This window comes from Bifidobacterium olomucense, assembly GCF_012932375.1.
GTDB classification, from domain to species: Bacteria; Actinomycetota; Actinomycetes; order Actinomycetales; family Bifidobacteriaceae; genus Bifidobacterium; species Bifidobacterium olomucense.
Window position 1 is genome coordinate 61100 of sequence record NZ_JAAIIG010000010.1, and the last position, 18423, is coordinate 79522.

7 protein-coding genes are annotated in these 18423 nt (G+C 60.3%); 2 read left to right on the forward strand and 5 right to left on the reverse strand.

Annotated features, from left to right (window positions below):
• The first annotated feature begins 83 nt into the window (after positions 1-83).
• Positions 84-2039, forward strand: coding sequence for a glycoside hydrolase family protein (locus G1C97_RS09735; RefSeq protein WP_169241586.1), 1956 nt, complete (start codon positions 84-86; stop codon positions 2037-2039).
• Positions 2040-2395: 356 nt separating this feature from the next.
• Here G1C97_RS09735 and G1C97_RS09740 read toward each other — a convergent pair whose 3' ends face one another.
• From G1C97_RS09740 to G1C97_RS09755, 4 genes are all read right to left on the reverse strand, one after another.
• Positions 2396-3985 carry an MGH1-like glycoside hydrolase domain-containing protein gene (locus G1C97_RS09740; protein WP_205832606.1) on the reverse strand — a complete coding sequence of 530 codons (1590 nt, stop codon included), beginning with the start codon at positions 3983-3985 and terminating at the stop codon, positions 2396-2398.
• A gap of 35 nt (positions 3986-4020) precedes the next feature.
• Positions 4021-4857, reverse strand: coding sequence for a carbohydrate ABC transporter permease (locus tag G1C97_RS09745; protein ID WP_169241587.1), 837 nt, complete (start codon positions 4855-4857; stop codon positions 4021-4023).
• Positions 4854-5777 carry a carbohydrate ABC transporter permease gene (locus tag G1C97_RS09750; RefSeq protein WP_169241588.1) on the reverse strand — a complete coding sequence of 308 codons (924 nt, stop codon included), beginning with the start codon at positions 5775-5777 and terminating at the stop codon, positions 4854-4856. The genes G1C97_RS09745 and G1C97_RS09750 overlap by 4 nt, the downstream gene beginning before the upstream one ends.
• Before the next feature lie 153 nt (positions 5778-5930).
• Complete coding sequence (locus G1C97_RS09755; protein ID WP_169241589.1) at positions 5931-7166, reverse strand: ABC transporter substrate-binding protein; 1236 nt, start codon at positions 7164-7166, stop codon at positions 5931-5933.
• A 291-nt stretch (positions 7167-7457) separates the two neighbouring features.
• On the opposite strand from G1C97_RS09755, the gene G1C97_RS09760 reads away from it, so the two are divergent.
• A complete protein-coding gene (locus tag G1C97_RS09760) occupies positions 7458-8462 on the forward strand; it encodes a LacI family DNA-binding transcriptional regulator (RefSeq protein WP_169241590.1) in 1005 nt (334 codons plus the stop codon).
• 363 nt (positions 8463-8825) lie between these two features.
• Here G1C97_RS09760 and G1C97_RS09765 read toward each other — a convergent pair whose 3' ends face one another.
• The gene (locus G1C97_RS09765) at positions 8826-18365 is read right to left on the reverse strand and encodes a type I polyketide synthase (protein ID WP_169241591.1); all 9540 of its coding nucleotides are present in this window, start codon (positions 18363-18365) and stop codon (positions 8826-8828) included.
• Positions 18366-18423: the final 58 nt, after the last annotated feature.

The following is an 18423-nucleotide window of genomic DNA, read 5'->3' on the forward strand; positions in this document are numbered from 1 at the left end:
TTTTCCCCTTTTCTCCCATCCGGCATTATTCGTATCGCACGAAATAGTTGCACGCGTCAACGCATACGTCAAAGGAGACCACAATGACCATCATCAACGCCGATAACTACACTGCATGCGAAGCGTTCGCATCATATGCCGGCGACGGCGAAACCCCCGGCATCATTCGTCTCACACCAGTCAGCGGCAGTGCGCAGCCGGTGGAGGCGAGCCTTACCGCAGCCGATCGTCGCGCGAAATTGACGCTACCCATCACCTCCGGCGAACAGTACGAGCTGCATTGCGAAGGACTGGAGCTGGGATTCGCGTACCTGACCGGCGGCGAGAATCTGATCGACCGCGGCATCCGCATCATCACTTCGGATACTCGAGCCACCGCGCATCGACCGCGCGCACATTTCGAGCCGGCACAGCACTGGATGAACGACCCGAACGGCCTCTGCCGTTTCCAAGGCCGCTACCACATGTTCTACCAGTACAACCCCTACGGCTGGGAGTGGGACAGCATGCATTGGGGCCATGCGGTCAGCCATGACCTGATACATTGGGTCGATCTGCCGATCGCGCTGCTGCCGCAACCGGATCTATCGCGCGACGGGTCGCTGGCCGGCGGCGCGTTCTCCGGCTCCGCGGTCACCGTGGACGAATCCGGCCGCATCGTGCCAGGCGATCAGGCGAGTGCCATCCGCATCTTCCTGACCCGTCACTGGGAGCATCGAGGAGATCCGAGCTCGGTCATCGAAGAACAGACCACGGCCGTCAGCACCGACGGACTGACGTTCGGCACTGAAACCACCGTGATTCGTCGTCCGGGCGATGATTTCGGACTGGACTTCCGCGATCCGAAAGCCGACGACACATTGCTGACTGACGCGCCGGACGGCGAGACGAACAGCAACACCACAGCAGCCGGCGTTCCGACCATCGTGGTCGCCACGAACCTGCCGGCCGAACAGGCACCTGCCGCTGGCGAAATCGGCTCGGCGCCGCGTCCATCCGGCACCTATTGGTATGGCGAAAGCACGACTGCAGCGGCCAGCGAGCAGACCCCCGACCTCTCTCGCATTCCGACGCTCGCCCTGTTCCGCGCCACCGACTCCAATCTGGACAACGCCACATGGGAATACGCCGGCCCGTTGCTGTTCGAAACCGGCCTTCCCGAGGCGTACACCTACGAATGCCCGGACACGTTCAGCGTAGACGGTTCGGCCGTGGCCATCGGTTCGGTGATGAAACTGCACGATACGACCGGTCGATTCCAGCCGATTCGCTGGTACACCGGCTCAGTCGTGGAGCCGGCCTGCTCTCCACGATTCGATGTGGAGCAGGCCGGTTGGTGCGATTTCGGATCGTGTTATTACGCAGTACAGTCCTTCCGTGATCGGCACACGGCGGCGGACGGCAGCCAGTCCGATCGTCGCATCGCCATCGGCTGGCTGTGCGACTGGTTCGGCGTACGTATCGAACGTAACGACTACGCCAACGGCGTGATGAGTCTGCCGCGCGAACTGCATGTGGTGGACGGACGACTGCACTCTCGCCCGATTCAGGAGGTTTACGATCTGCTGATCGGCGGCGAGCTCACTCCGGACGCGACTGACGGCACTGACAGCGGGCGCGAACTGCGCGTGAACGTTCCGAATCATGCGTACTACGCGAATATCATCCCTGAAGCGAATCAGTCGTTTACCATGACGCTGGTTTCCGGCCTACGCAAGCAGAGCGACGGCACTATGACGCAGGCTTCGCTGAAGCTGGCAAGCGATGGCAAGGCGGTACACCTGACCACCACCGGACTGCCGACCGACGGTTGTGATTACGTCTCCGTCACCGAACAGGTGAACCGCGTGGAGGTGTTCTACGACCATGGCGTCGCCGAAGTGTTCGTCAATAACGGTGAGGATGTGGGTGCTGTGCTGTTCGACTGCAGCACCGTCAACGATCCGGACTTTGTGACTGCGCCGACAGTGACCGGACTGCACGGCGCTGGCACTGGCACTGGCACCGTGACGTTCCGCGAACTACGCTCCACGCGCTGACCATAACCGGCAGCTCGGGTTTTCTTCATGGCTTTTCACTCGCGATGCGTCACTACATGCACCTACATGCACATACACATGCACATACACATGCACATGCACATGCACAGTGGGCGTGACGCATTGCGGGTGGAGTGCCTCTGCTTGGCCGGCAGCCCCTCGTAGACGAGACAGATGTTCCGCGAGGGCAGAAATCAGCCCCTTGTAACGCGGATAGCCTTGGCAGCTGGACAAAAACACACGTTGCCGAGCCTATTCATTCATCCATGACGCTCCTCACATCGGCACATCGGCACATCGGCACATCGGCGAATCGGCACATCGGCGAATCGGCGAATCGACGCATCGGCAAAACATCACAAAGCTGCCCTAATGCAGGGGGCGCTGGTTTCGTCATGGTAGACGACTCCGTCGAGGATAACCGTCAGGCCACGCCCGTGACCATAACGGTCACCGATCTGGTCATAGTAAATGTCTATGGTCGTGTCGCCTACCGGCAATCCCAACAATCTCCAATACGGCATCGCATGTTCCACAGCGAGCGGTTCAACGATGAGCATCGAAGACGTCGACTCATCCTCCACTCTTACGCCGGCCAGACCGGAAATGATCAAATCGCAGAAAGCGGAATGGTTGTAGTCCTTGCCGCGCTCATAGCCACCTTTGTCTTCGCGCCAACCCCATGCTTCCAACTGATCGCGAGAAATCCAGACTCCGGTATCGGCATCAAGATCCTCGTCAATCCAATCGACGATGTCCCCCTCGGCGGTCTGCCGAGTATGGATTGCCGCGTATCGGCGCAATTCACGCATAAAATCGTCAGCGGACACTCCCCCGCGACCAGAACGGACTTCGGCAATCATGGAGTTAAGCGTCTGGGTGGTGGCATACGGCCAACACGGTCCATTCCACTGACATTCGTGGGCGGAGTCGCGATTCATGTACCGAGGGTGGCATATTTCGGCAGTACGAATACCTGCCGCACCAGCGAAGTGCTCTGGATCCGCAAGGAATCGCCACGCATCCTCGTTGCGCGCGTCGGCCACATTGAACGCCCATGGGATATAGCCAATCTCTTCACGCACGTTGCGTATGGGATCAACATCGGCGAACTCGATAGCATCCAACACACCATCTTTGTCGTCCAGCGGCAGCACCTTAAAGAACCGACCTTCGTCATCCCAAAGCTCACTTTGCATCAGACGAATGAGCTCGCTGGCCCTCGCCCGATATTCTTCAACCAGATCATCACGCCCAGCCCAGCCGGCAATGCGTGCAATAGCTCGCGCGTTGCCTACCATGTAACTATTAAGCGTGGGACGCAGGCCGGAACCGGAGATGGAATCTTCCATGGCATCACGGTCGTCGTATGACCAGAACAAGCCGTAGCGCGTCATGTTGCGCTCCTCCACCGTGTGGTAGAAACGCACGAACTCGTCCAACAAACCAATGGCAAAATCACGGTCATCGCGGATTTCGGCGTATCTTGCGACGGCATCAATTATCCACGAAGAATATGAGAGTTCATCGCCAGATCCTTTGAACCAAAAGTTCACATAACTGCGTATAAGCTCCTTGCCATCACGCAACCAACGAGCCTCGGCAATATGATGGCCGCTGGCGCAATTGATGGAGTTATAAGGACCTGCCCAATACACATTCGGCAGAAATTCCGAGATGATGCGACCTTCAGGCGTGGACGTGATGTGCTTGCGAAACACCCACCAGCGGAAGTAGTACACGCGCTCCAGAAGTCGATCGGCGCACTCGAAGAACGGCACCTCGCGCTTCATCCAGTCAGCGGCCATCTTATTGGCGATATCCTGCGGATACAGTTCCTCATCATGGGAATTGAACTCATTGACATACCCATCAATCACGCTGCCGGTATCACGCGTCGGCCCAGGCGCAGTGAACTCCTCAATCGGTTGGTACACCTCAGTCATGACGTCATTGTCCTTTCAAAACAGCCTGCCTTGACTCAGCCCTTAACCGCTCCGGCCACCAGACCAGAAACAATCCAACGCTGGCAGAACATGAAGAACACGACCACCGGCGCAAGCGCTATGCAGGTAATAGCCATGAACAGCGGCCAGTTCGTAGAGAAAGCGTTGACCGCGTTGTACACCTGAAGCACCACCGTGCGTTTTTCGGCGGAGGAGACGAACACGCTTGGGCGCAGGAAGTCATTCCACACGGCCAAGGTCTGGAACACAATCACCGTGGCAAGAATCGGTCTAATGAGCGGAAGCACAATCTGCCAATAGATGCGGAATGGACTTGCGCCGTCCACACGAGCGGCTTCGAACAACTCCGTAGGCAATTTGCGCATGTATCCGACAATCAGGTAGTAGCAGAATGCCGAATCGGCTAGGTACAGCACAATCAGGCCCGGAAGAGAGTCGACGATACCCAACGTGCCCTCCATTTTGTACAAGGGCAGCAACGTGGATTGCACAGGAATACAGAACGCGAGGGTCAACACGGCCCCCATGCCGACTGTAAGCCAGTTCTTTTTCAGCACCATGGCATAGGCGGCGAGTGAGCCGACAGCCACCTGCAGAATCACGCCGAAAACAGTAACAATCAGCGTATTCAGGAAGGCAGTCCAAATCGAGCCGTCCGCTACGGCCTGGGCGTAGTTGGCGAATGTCCATTCAGTCGGGAGCGCGAATGGATGCTTGGTCATGTCCACACTGGTTTTGAACGAGCTGACAATAACGTAATACAGCGGCAAAGCGCACAGAATCGCCAAGCCCAGCGTCACGATAGTGCGCACAATCTTGCGAGGCACGGTATTGGCACGTGACTCAATCATTCGAATCTCCTTTGAATCGCAGAAGCAACAATCTGCTGAATAGTGACCAGCAGCAAGCAAACGATGGTGAACAACACGGCGAGAGCGGATCCCACACCGTACTGTGATTGGCCGGTACCACGCAGCAGAATGGCTTGGGTGATGGTCATTGTGGCATTGCGCGGACCGCCGGCGGTCAAGGTGAATGGCAGGTCATAGACCTTAAGGTTGCCGGTCATGATGAGGAACGTGGACACCACGATGGCGGGAACCAACTGAGGCAAGGTGATATGGATGAACTGTTGACGGGAATTGGCGCCATCGATTAAGGACTGTTCGTACAGGTCGGCGGGAATCGCCTGCATATAGGCGAGATAAAGCGTGGCATGCCAGCCGACGCCCATCCAAACACCCACGAAAATCACGCAGAACTGGGCCCAATGATCATCCGACGTCCATGGGATCGGCGGAATGGTAAACAAATCGAGAATCTGGTTGAAGATGCCGGATTTCATTGGAGAGAAAATCTGCCTCCAAATCAGACCCAGAATGGCTTGCGCCGGGATGCCGAGGAAGAAGAACAGCGAACGGGCAAGGGAACGGCCGTAGAACTGTTTATTCAATGTCACAGCAAGAGGCAAGGCCAACACAGTAATCAGCAGCGTGGTCGATACCGCAAATAGCAGGGTGAAGCCAAGGCTGTGGAGCAACTCCGGCTCGGAGAAAATGGTGACGTAGTTCTTCAGTCCGACCATATTGAAGTCGGTCGAGAAGCCGTTGTAGTCGGTCAACGAATAGTAGACGGATGAGAGCAGCGGAACCAAGGTCAGTACGGCGAATACGACCATAATCGGCAGCAGGAAGAAGAACGTGGCTCGGTCTTCAGGGCTAAGTGGCCTCCTGCGGACTTTAGCAATGGCGGAAGTTGCAGAAGCGTTCATGAGTAACGGCTTTCTTTATTCATGAGTGGGAATGATTACAGAAAATGCAGGTACGGACGCCCGAGCTGAAGGGATTCAAACGCAGGAGTAGAGAACGGTTTGTCATTGCAGCAAATCGGACGCCCGCATTTCAAACTGCACGGATACGATCAGCTATTGGACACTGCTCCACTTGGCATCCAGGTTTTTGGCAGCGTCCGTTGGCGTAGTCGTGCCGCCTTGGATGCCTTGCTGTTGTGCGATGACTTCAGCGCTCATGGCCGTGGATCCCTTTTCGAACGAAACCCAATGGAACTTGCCTTTGAAGAAATAGTCATCGTACAGAGGCTTAAGCTGTTCATCAATATCAGAGGTGTAGTTGCTCGAAACGGAAGCGGAGCCGTATGCAGTAGTGAACAGTTCGAGGCCTTCCTCGGAGTTCATGAAGGTGAGGAACTTTTCAGCGGCATCCTTGTGCTTGGTCTTGGCGCTGATAGCGAAAGCAGGATCGGCACCACCATCAACGTATGGTTCAGAACCTGGATACGCAGGGAATGGAGAGAATCCGTAATTCACGCCTGCAGCCTTGATATCAGCCACGTCCCATCCGCCGGTGCGATACATAGCAGCCTCACCATTAATGAATGACTGCTTGACCTGATCGGCGTTCAGGCCAGTGGCCTCCTGCGGCAAGGCACCGGACTTGATGAAACCATCATTCCAAGCCTCGAATGCTTTGGTCCACTGGTCAGCAAACGTGCTCTTTCCGGCGTAGATTTCCTTGTCGCCATCGGTTCCGGTAGAGGCGTAGTAGCTACCCAACAGGCCAATCAGCGACCCTGACATTTCCTGCCCGTTTTCCAAGAATGGCGTAATGCCTTTGTCCTTGAGCTTCTTGGCCAGTGCGGCAAAATCATCAAGATTATCCGGCACAGAATCGTAGCCGACTTCCTTCAGCAAATCTTTGTTATACACAACGCCAGCAAGCCAACCGGAAATCGGCATGCCGTAAATCTTGCCATCCTTGGTGTAGTCAGTCAGATAGGTTTCATCAATACCTTTGAGATAGCCAGCACCAGTGATATCTGCGACCGCACCGTTATTCATAAGGTCAGCGCGATTGTTGCCATTGAGGTTGAAGACATCAGGCGCCTGATTACCAGCGATGCGGGTTTGCAACGTGGAATTGTATTCGGAATCACCTTGTCCATAGGAAATCTGGACTTTGATATCCGGATTGGCCTTTTCGAAGGCCGCAACCACCGGATCCATGGTTGCCTTGTTGTAGTAGGAATACACGGTTAAGGAATTGCCTGAATCCGCAGAGCTGGACCCACATGCGGCCATGGGCACGATCAGGGCAACTGCACCAAGCGCAGCCACAATCGCTTTGTTCATTCTCGACTGCATCGTCTTTTCTCCTTGCTTGTTGTATGCACGCTCTTCTATGAGCGATGACTTCATCGTAGCACCGTTTTACAAGAACGTTTAACCTTTAGTTTTGTTTGATGAATTACGTGTTTGCAAGTGGCTTTATTTCAACCTTTTCCGCTCTTTTAGCAACGTTCGATATCGGCGCGTCGAAACGTTCTTGTAGATATATTTTCTTAAACGATATTTTTTGAAGCAACGCCTTTGAGAAGCGAAAGGTGTAACGTTTATATGGTCCATTTACCACGAACCAACGCAGGAGGACACAGCATGGCTACATTGCGCGATGTCGCCAAAGAAGCAGGCGTGTCAGTCGCCACCGCTTCCGTTGTGTTGCGAGGAGAGCCTGGATTTAAACCGGCAACCCGTGAAAAAATCCTTCGGGCAGCCGAAAAAATGCATTACACGGCGAATATGACCGCACGCTTTTTAAAGCAAGGCTCCAGCGGTTTCATCGCTTTCGTAGTTCCAGATCTCGCAAATCCTTATTATTCCGATCTGGCTTGGGCAATTTCTCAACAGGCCGCCCAACAGGGCTACCAGACCATCGTGGTTCAGACTAACGCTTCTTCCGAATCGGAGCGAGATTCGTTGAAGCGTATCAGTACGCCAATGTGCGACGGGCTCATCATCAATCTGCACAACGTACCCGAAGATGAACTGAAATCTTTGATTAGCGGCCATCCGGCTGTCTTGTTCGAAGACTATGCGGAACATCCTCAATATGACAATGTCGCTCTACCTTTAGAGGCTTCATTCAAGGCAGCTTTTACTTATCTCAAACAACGAGGCTATGAGCATACCGCCATCGTCGGAGGACGAAAATTCGCAAAAGATGAATTCAGTCAGGCAGGGCGCAACACCGGATTCCAACTTGCGCTGCAGGCTATGACCAACGCCGGCCTAGGATCGGAAGCCGACACCATCCCCTGCGATTGGACCGCAGAAGGCGGAGTCCATGCCGCAACCACAATTGTGCAGGCTGATCTAGGATATGACTCATTCTTCTGCATGAATGATCTCATAGCGTTCGGGCTCATCAACGGGTTGCAGGATATGGGCGTTCGCGTGCCGGAAGACAAAGCGGTATTTGGATTCGATGGCATAAGTCCGGCATCGTATTGCTCACCGAGGCTCAGCACCATTGCCGTGGATTTTGACGGAATGGCTCGTACGGCCGTCTCCATGTTGGTGGAACGCATCAAAAAAACCAGTGATATACCCCCGCGCCGCGAAATCGCCGGTTTTTCTCTTGTACGTGGCGTTTCAGCATAAAGCAGACGAAGAATTGCCGCATCTGCTCTACAAGGGGCTGATTTCCGCTTTGCGGAACGTCTATCTCGTTTACAGGGGGCGGCCGACCAATTCAACCTTACGGAGAAGAGGCACTCGGCCGCCGTTATTTTGTCGTTTTGCGGTGCCTCTACCTGGCCAACAGCCCCTTGTAACTGAGATAGATGTTCCGCAAAGCGGAAATCAGCCCCTTCTAACGCAGAAAGCCCCTTCTCGCGAACCAGCTCAGTTCACTTGCGGAGGGGCTTTCGGCACCTTTTTGCGAATTTGTCTCTCTGACGCGAACTCAGAGAGACAAATTCGCAAAAGGGAGGCCGTTCGGATCCGAATAAACGGCTTAGGCGGTCAGGCTTCGTAGAAGCCGGATTCGCCAAGGCGAGCGTCGGGATTCAGCAGCATGGCCTTTTCGACCTCGTGGTGGTCGTAGCCGCGGTGGTCCTCACGGAAACGACGGTTTTCGATCGGCTCGTAGAGCGCGGCACGGCCCATCATGCCTTCTTCAAAGTGACGCTGACCGGCGGCCAAACGCGCATTGGCACGTTCGCGCCATGCTGCCAGCGCAGCTTCGCCGTCCGCATGAGCCACGGCCGCCTCGAAGGCACCGGGGTGAACCAGTGCCACGAATCCACTCACATGGCCGAAGCCGAGCGACGTGGCGAGGCCTGCCTTGACCGGACGCCCTGCGGTCTCGCGACCGAACTCGTCCTCGCCGCCGCCGATGCGCAGAGGCTTACGCAGCCAGACCATATGGTCGTCGCGCTTGAGCTTCGGATCGACGCAGTCGAGTGCCGCGTTGGCCGGAATCACGCCGGATTTGAACAGCTGAGTCAGACCGTTGACCTGGAAGATGCAGGCACCGCCCTTGGCATGGCCGGTGAGCGTCTTCTGGGAGATCACGAACAGCGGGTTGCCGTCCGTGCGGCCGATGGCGTGGGCCAGCGTGTTGTGCAGCTCGGATTCGTTCGGATCGTTGGCGTTCGTGGAGGTGTCATGCTTGGACACCACGGCGATGTCATCCGCGGAAACACCCAGCGCGGCCAGATCGCGCACCAGCTTGGACCGGCGTCCGCCAAGGCCCGCAGCCAGAGCGCCGAGTCCCGGAGCCGGAATCGAGGTGTGCGCACCATCCGCGTACGAGTGGATGAATCCGACCACGGCCGCGACCGGCAGACCGAGCTTCAAGGCGATATCGCCACGGGTCACGAGAATCGTGCCGCCGCCCTGGGATTCCAGGAAGCCACCGCGGCGACGGTCGTTGGCACGGCTGAAGAAGCGCGCGTCAATACCCTTGCCGTACATCTCTTCGGAGTTGGCGGTGGCATTCATGTTGCCGAAGCCGATCACCGACTCCACGCCAATATCGTCGATTGCACCGGTGACTACGAAGTCGGCCTTGCCGAGCGCAATCTTGTCGACGCCCTCTTCCAGCGAAACCGCAGCGGTGGCGCAGGCGGAAACCGGCTGAATCATGTTGCCGTAGCCGCCGATGTAGGACTGCATCACATGGGCCGCGACCACGTTCGGCAGGGCCTCCTGCAGAATGTCGGTCGGAATCTCGTGGTTGAGGAAGCGGTCGAGATAGAGCTTGCGCATGGAGCGCATGCCGCCGAAACCGGTGCCTTGGGTCGAGGCCACCAGCGAGGGGTGGATGGACTCAAGGATTTCGGCCGGGGTGAAGCCGGCGCTCAGGTAGGCGTCCACAGTGGTGACGATGTTCCACAGCGCGATTTCGTCCACATCGCCCACCATCGAGGCCGGAATGCCCCAGCGGGTCGGGTCGAAACCGGTCGGGAACTGGCCGCCGACCGTACGGGTCATCGTGGCGCGACGCGGTACGCGAATCATAGATCCGGCGTGACGGGTCACGTTCCATTCGCCGGATTCGGCATCCGGAGCGATGGTGGTGTGCTTGACGTCCAGCTTGACGTATTCACGGGCAACGTCCTCGCTCGGCACGGAGAAGGTGACGTCGTGGTCCAGGAAGACCTCGGCTTCTTCTTCGTCGGCGCCGTCCTTATAGTCGCCGCCCATGCCGGTTTCGAATGGACGGATGCCGGAGCGAGCCACGACCTCGTCGTGGTACCGTTCGGCGATGTCCTCTTCAGGAACCAGGTTGCCGTCCACGTCGTACCAGCCAGGCTTCGGGCTGTCCTGCCAATTCAGCAGGCCCATATTCCACGCCAGTTCGAGCACGGCACCGGCGCTCAGATCGACGGTGCCATCCGAATGGATGCCGAGTTCGGCTTGGGTACGCGTACGGCCGGAACCCCACGGGCCAAGTTCGCCGACGGAAACGATGACGATTTCGTCTTCCGGCTTGGCGGTGACGTTCTGCCAATCGGCAAGGTCCACCGGAGCCTGCTTGGCGACGACCGGAGTGGGCAGGGCCTTGAGGGTGGCGGCATCGTTCTTACCGTCTCGCGATTGCCGCTGCTCGGCGTCGGCTGCGGACAGTTCGTCGGACTGCTTGTTCGATGCCATCGCCTCCGCACGCAACGCCTTGATATCGATGGGTTCGGAGCCGAGGCCGCCGGTCAGGTCCACGCCGAGCGGAGCCTGAGCCGCTTGGGCACGCGATTCGGCGGTGCACAGGTCAAGCAACCTGGCGGCGATCTGCGCAGTGGAATAGGTGTGGATGCCGTGGCGCTCCACAACGTCCACCAACGGGTCGTTGCCGCCCATCAGACCGGTGCCACGCACCCAGCCGATCTTCGGGTGAGCGAAGGTCACGCGGCTGGACCATGCGTCGCGTTCGGCACGGGCACGGTTCACCACGGCATCGAAGGCTGACTTGACTTCGCCATACGCACCGTCACCACCGAAGACACCACGGTTCGGGGAACCGGGCAGCACCACGTGAAGCTTGTGCTGCACGTTGGTATCGGCACCGATCTTGGACAGGCCCGCGATCGCGCGTTCCACGCCCCAGAGCATGAGTCGGGCCTGTGATTCGAACAGGTCACCGGCATCGGCCAACGTACCGTGCACCGGAGGAGCCGCGAACGGGAAGAGCAACGTCGGCTCGTAGGCGGGCTTGAGCACGGTGGTCGTAGCGCCGGAGGTCTTCTTCTGCTCGTGGCCCACCCAGTCAACCAGCGCATCCACATCACGGTAGCTGGAAAGGTTGGCCGGAACCAGCCACAGCTTTGCGTTGCCGGTGGCATGCTCGCGGTAGGCCTGTGCGCCCCAAGCCTTGATGGACGGCTTGAAGCTGTGCGAGGTGGCCACCACGGTAGCACCGCCGGCGAGCAAGCCTTCGACCACCTGAGCGGCGATCGAGTTCGGGCTCACGCCGGTCACAATGGCGATATCGTTCGCGAAGCGAGAGGCTTGGACGTCGGAAGCGGCCGGTTCGAGCGCTTCGGAAACCACCTTCTGGAAGGCGGCCTTGAGCTCTTCGGAATCCGCATGACCGGCGAACCAGGTCGCTTCGTCGGCAATGGTCTTGCCAAGGCCGATGAAGCTGCCGGCAAGCGCGGAGGCATCGTGGTCGTAGTAGGCACGCGCCAGATCCTCACGAGCGGAGGCCCAACGGTCATCGAAGAGAATAGCCTTGTTGGCGTCGAAGCGCGGCTCGACCTGCTTCGGCCAGTCGGAGCCGAGCTCGGCTTCGACGGCGGCCACCACGGCAGCGTTCTCATCGTCGGCCTCTTCAGGAGCCGGAGCGGCAACGCCGAGTTCGTTCAGGACGAACCGTGCGGTGGCGGCGAGCACACCGTCGGCACCGGTGACCTTCTCGGCGAAGGCATCCAACGCTGCGGAATCCACTACGGCACCGCCGGCCGCGCCACCGGCGGACGGCAGGGCGACCGAAACGCCCTTGAGCTGGGCGACGACCTGCACCGCGGCGTCGATGAGCTTGTCCGCTTCAGCCTTGGACTGCACAGCGGCAGTCGGCAGCTTGGCCAGATCGCCGCCACGGGAGCTGGAGCCCTCTCGGGTGTCGAGCAGCAGCGCGGCGAGCACACTGGCCACCCAGCCTTCGCCGAGCTGCCAGACATTGGTCACACGGTCGCGAATGTACTGCTGCTTGACGCCGGCGGCACCGAACAGGGCGCGCAGACGATCGCGCAACGCTTCGGAGAGCACGGCGCCGAACGGCTTGTAGTTCGGGGCGGCCTTGTTGACGATTGCGGCGAGTTTGTCAAGCGTCGCTTCGGCGGCACCATCCACGCTGGCGACTCCCAGCTCGGAACTGATGTCCATCAGCAGCTGGTTACGGCGCGAGGACACACCGTTGGTCAAGGTGTCGGTGGTGTCGTTGCTGCCGATCTGGTCGAGACGCACCTTCGCCGCATAAGCCATAAGCACGCCGATACCATCGGAGGCCTTGAACGGCAAGTCGGCGACTGCGGCGCCGGACGGAGCGCCGGCAGCAGACGCTGCGGCAGGGGCAGGCGCGGAAACCGCGGCAGCGGCAGCGCCAGCCACAGCCGGAGCCGAGCCGAGGTTGGCGGCCGCACTGCTGGCGGCAGCGCCGGAGCCAAGCTGCGCGACGGCGGAGCCACCAGCCGGAGCGGTCTCCACCGGAGCCGGAGCGGCCGGCGAATCATCATCCTCGTCCGGCACCAGCGAATCCGAATCGGTCATGTACACACGGCCTTCATCGCGACCGACGTTGTACACCACGGTGTCGTTGCCGGCGAATTCGGGCAGACGCAAGGTCTTGGCACCGAGGTTGGCCAGCGTCGGGGCATTGCCGAGACCGACTTCGACGTATTCCTCAACACCGAGTCCGCCAGCGGTGCGCGAGCCGAACAGCAGCGCCTGGGTTTCAATCCATCGCACCGGGGAGGCGAACTGCCACGAAAGCAGTTCGGTCAACAGCAGTCGGCCGAGCTTCTGATCGTCTGCGGCATAGGAATCCCACACAGCCGGGTCGTCAAGAGCGGCCTTGATGCGCTCGGACGGCACCACTTCAAGAATCTTGGCGGCGAATTCACGCGTCATTTCAAACGGCACGGCCACCAGGTTCGGAATGTAGCGGCCCACCAAGCGGCCACGGTAGTCGATGTGCTGCGGCAGCAATGCGTCGAGCTTGTCGCGGAATTCCGGCACGCCCTTACGAAGCAGCGTGGAGTGGAACGGCACATCGATGCCGGGCACCAGCATGAACGCAGGCTTGCCGCCGTATTCGGCGACGCGACGGGCGGCGTCGGCCTTCAAGGCCTTGAGGCCGGCGATCGTGCCGGCGATGGCGTACTGCTGGCCGGCGAGGTTGTAGTTCACGATCTGCAGGAATTCGCCGCTCTTCTTGGCCACGGATTCCACGTATTCCTTCACGTGGGCGTCGTCCACACCGAACTGGTTCGGGCGAAGTGCACCCATGCGGTAGTTGGAACGCCCCTGGGCGTCGCGGTCGATGAGGTGATGCATGGTCGAGCCGCGGTGGAACACGAGTTCCAGCACGGTTTCCAGCGGAATCACGCCGGCGAAGGCGGACAGCGCGTTGTATTCGCCGAGCGAATGACCGGCGAAGTAGGCGGGCCAGATGTCCGCGCCGGCTTCACGCAAACGTGCGGTCTGGGCGAAGGCCACGGTGGCGAGCGCCACCTGCGTGAACTGGGTCAGGTTGAGCAGGCCTTCGGGATGACGGTAGGTGACGCCGTTGGCGGTCAATTCCTTGGGATTATCGCGCACGAGTCCGATGATCGAGAAGCCGAGCTTCGAGCGGGTCAGCTTGTCGGCGCGCTCCCACACGTCGCGGGCGGCGGCGGACTTGGCACGCTCGTCGAGCACCATGCCCTGCTTCTGGATGCCTTGGCCAGGATAGACGAAGGCGGCGCGCGGCGCACGAACCAGCGCGGTGCCGCGGGAGACCAGCTGACCGTCGATACGGCAGGTGACCTCTAGGGTGATGCCGCCGTGGCGTACCTTGCCGACGCGCTCCACGGAGATCTCCACCTGATCGTTCAGCTGAACCATGCCGTACATGTTGTAGGTCCAGCCGGCGATCTCGTAATGGGCGCCCTTCTCGTCGGCGGCCTGCACCGCGTGCTGCGCGGCGGCGGACAGCCACATGCCGTGCACGAGCGGAGCCTTCAGACCGGAGATACGGGCACCTCGCGTGGAGGTGTGGATCGGGTTGAAATCGCCGGAGGTGCGGGCGAACGCGGTCATATCGCCAGGGGCGGTGACCTTCACACGGCGTAGCAGACGGCGAGGAGTCGGCTCGATCTCATCGTGTGCGGCGTCGCCGAATTCGGGCGCATCGGCCGGCAGCGCGTCGGAATAGACGCGGCCGCGAATGGCGAAGCGCTCGGTTTCACGGGCCAGCAACGTGCCGTCGGCGGCGGTGTGGGTCACGTGAATGGTGACCACGCGGCCGGATGCGGACTCGAAGTAGTCCTCGGCCCAGGAAGCCAGCGCAATCGTCTCGCCGACGTGGCTCAGCAGCTCTTCCTCATCAACCTCAAGTTCGATGAGATGGTCGAGGTGCACGGCGTTGAGCAGGCCCTCGATCACCGGGTAGCCGTTGACGGAGACGGAGCCGAGCGCCGCGTAGATCGCCGGCCATGCCGGTCCGACCAATGCGTCCGGCGCGATGCGGCTGGGCTGCAGCGCAACCGGCAGCGCGCCACCGGTGGCCGCCTCATGGTCGAAACCGAGGTTGGCGGACAGCGTGTAGGAGGTGTGCGCCTCGCCGAACACGCGGCCTTCAGCCGGCACGATCTCCGGCATCGCGGTGAGCTTGTCGCCGGTGATGGCGGTGTTGCCGATGCCGGCGGTGGCGGCGAGCATCGCATACACGTCCGGGATCAGTCGTTCGCGGTCCACGACCGGCACACGGCCCGGCTCAGCGCCGTCCACAATCAGCGGGATGACGATGTCACGCACGGCGTGCTTGGATACGCCACCGTCCGGATCGTTGTCCCAGAAGGTATCGAGGTGAATGTCAAGGTCGTACTTGCCGGCTGAGGCATCGAACGCACGAATCTCGTAGTGCTTGTCGCCCAGAGCAGTGCCGTAGGCGGGATTGTCGGTGATGTGCCCCACCCAAGAGATGTTCGGGGACTTGCGGATGAAGTCTTCGGCATTCGTGGCGGAGCCCAGAGCGGCAAAACCTTGCGTTTCCTTGGCATTGGCGGCATCGGAGGCATCGGCAGCATCAGCGCTTTTGACGCGTTCGATCGCGGCATGTTCGAAGCGGCCGAGAATATCGGCGACCGGCTCGTCCACCGTGGTGATGCCGGCCACGGAGATCGGACCGGGGATGGCACGCACGGAATCTGCAGAGTACCGCGGATCTTCGGACTGCCAGAGCTGATCCTGGCCCCACCAGCGCAGCAGATCGTTGTCGATAACCGGTACGAACGGCATCGGCTTGGGGTATTCGCGTACGAGCACCGGGAACCAGGCGACGTCGGACGGCACCACCGTGAGCGTATCGGCTTCGGGGTAGATTTCGGCGAGCTTGGCCAGTGCCGGTGCAGGGTCGGCGAGAATGTCGTCTCGGGTCAGCAGTCCCGCAGCTGCGGCGTCGGCGGCGGAAGTGCCGTCTGCGGCGAACAGTCGGGAGGTGAATTCGCCGGAGTCCTGTGCATTGACGCGGGCTTCGATGCGCTGGAGCAGATGCTGGAAACGATCGGCATAGGTGGGATCGGCCCACGGGTAGGCAAGTTCAGCGAAACGCTGTGCCCAGCCGAGGTAGGTCATGGTGTTGAGATCGCCGAAGTAGGGCTTGGCGGTTTTGTTCAGGGCCTCGATGATTTCGTTACGGCGGGATTCCAACTCTTCCGGGTGCTTCATGACACGCACGAGCAGACGGCCGCAGGCGGCGGAGGAGTTCTCCAGCTCGTAGATGTCCGCATGCAGGTGGCTCAGGCCCGAAGAGACACCGCCCACCGACTTGCCGGAGGGCACCCAGTGGGCGGCCTGCGGGGCGAACGGATCATCGACGGACGCGGCGGCTGAGCCAGCAGCGCCGGCGGCGGAAACGGCCGGAATGCCAGGCGTCTTGACGAGCAGCTGCTTGACTTCGGGGCTGGTGTGCGCTTCTTTGGCGGTCATCACCGCGGTGCCCACCAGCACGCCGTCCACCGGCATATCCGGCAGACCGTATGCACGGGACCATTGGCCGGAAATGTAGTCGGCGGCACGTTCTGGAGTACCGATGCCGCCGCCGGCAACGAGCACCAGATTCTCGCATGCACGCACATCGGCATAGGTGGCGGCCAACAGGTCGTCCAGAGCCTCCCAGCTGTGGTGGCCGCCGGCCTCGCCGCCTTCCACCTGGATCATGATGGTGGTAGGCGCCACGGCCTTGGCGATCGCGACCACCTGACGAATCTGGTCCACGGTGCCGGGCTTGAAGCTCACGTACGGCAGACCATCCTCCTGCAGTGACTTGATCAGGGATACGGCTTCGTCGAGCTCCGGAATACCGGCGGATACCACCACGCCGTCGATAGGCGCGCCAGACGCGCGCTTCTTCGGCACAATACGCGACGAACCGAACTGCAGGTTCCACAGATAACGGTCCATGAACATGGCGTTGAACTCGACCGTGCGGCCTTCCTCCAACTGTTCTTCCAGCGCGGCCACGTGACGATCGAACACCTCGGCGGTCACCTGACCGCCACCGGCGAGCTCGGCCCAATAACCGGCGTTGGCGGCTGCCGCCACGATTTCCGGCTCCACGGTGGTGGGAGTCATGCCGGGCAGCAACACCGGCGGCTTGCCGGTCAGTCGAGAGAACTTGGTGACGAGCTTGTCGCCGGCCGGCGTGGAGACCACATGCGGCGCAAAGGCCTTCCAATTCTGCGTGCGCTCCGGCTCGCCATCCAACGTGGACAGCGCCGCGCGCTCGGCCAATGTGGTGGCTTCCACCACACCCGCACCGGTGCCCTCGACCACGTTGCCGATCAGCTTGCCGAGCGTATTGCCCGGACCCAAGTCCACGATCCACAGCTTGGCCGGATCATCCCTTTGATCAAGCAAGGACTTGACACGGGCGTTCCAGTCCACGTGGTTGACAAGCACTTCTTCGGCGAGCGCGCGGGTGCGATCCTGGTCGAAGCCGCATGCCGCAGCCCAAGAAACGGTCTGTTCCACGGCTTCAGCCATCAGCGGCGAGTGGAACGGCAGGGTGACCTCAAGGTATTCGAGGACGGGGGCGAACACGGTGCCGCCGCGCAGCTTCTCTTCGCGCAGCTTGGCCTGATGCTTGTGCTCGCGTTCGGCTTCCACGGCGAACGCGGCCAGATCTTCCGGATAACCGGAAAGTACGTAATGATTGGCCGAGTTGGTCACGGCGACGGAGATCGGACCGCGAGCGCGGCCGGCGGCATCCACGCGCGCGATCAGCGCCTTGACTTGCGCCAACGTGGCTCCCTTGACGGACAGCATCGGGCTGGCGCCATACTTGGCGACCAAGCCGAGTTCGCGAACGCGACGGGTGCCGGCGGCACCGATCAACGCGGCGGCGGCGAGGATTTCGTCCAGCGCATCAGCCGCGCCCTCCACGGAACCGGCGTCGGCAATAGCGCGAGCCATGTGTACGGCGAGTACGCCTTGCGAGTGGCCGAGCACGGCGACCGGCTTGGCCTGAGCGACCGAGTATCCCAAGTGTTCAAGGTCAAGCAATGCGCCCAACTGGGTGAGCGCAATGCCTTCGACGGATGCGGTGGCGTCAGCGGCGGCACCGAGACGAGCCGGATTCGGCGTGAAACCGAACAGATCGACCGGGCGTCCGGTGGTGGCCAGCAGATCGGCGGCGACTGGGGCGAGCAGTCGGCTGGCCGCATCGGCGTGGGCGTGCAGCGCCTCGTCAAGGCTGGGATCGGTGGTCTGGTCGGCAAGCGCGACAGGCCACGGGGTCGACTGTCCGGCGAAGGCGAGCGCATGTGGCTCGGCAGCCAGGCGATTGAGGAAGAAAGTAGTCATTGGTGTTCCTTGCGTTGGTTGATTGGTTGGCGTCTTACAAAGTTGGGGTATATGGATG

Coding starts and splice junctions, on each gene's coding strand:
- G1C97_RS09760 (WP_169241590.1), top strand. CDS start 7,458: ATGGCTACATTGCGCGATGTCGCCAAAGAAGCAGGCGTGTCAGTCGCC.
- G1C97_RS09750 (WP_169241588.1), bottom strand. CDS start 5,777: ATGAACGCTTCTGCAACTTCCGCCATTGCTAAAGTCCGCAGGAGGCCA.
- G1C97_RS09755 (WP_169241589.1), bottom strand. CDS start 7,166: ATGCAGTCGAGAATGAACAAAGCGATTGTGGCTGCGCTTGGTGCAGTT.
- G1C97_RS09745 (WP_169241587.1), bottom strand. CDS start 4,857: ATGATTGAGTCACGTGCCAATACCGTGCCTCGCAAGATTGTGCGCACT.
- G1C97_RS09735 (WP_169241586.1), top strand. CDS start 84: ATGACCATCATCAACGCCGATAACTACACTGCATGCGAAGCGTTCGCA.
- G1C97_RS09740 (WP_205832606.1), bottom strand. CDS start 3,985: ATGACTGAGGTGTACCAACCGATTGAGGAGTTCACTGCGCCTGGGCCG.
- G1C97_RS09765 (WP_169241591.1), bottom strand. CDS start 18,365: ATGACTACTTTCTTCCTCAATCGCCTGGCTGCCGAGCCACATGCGCTC.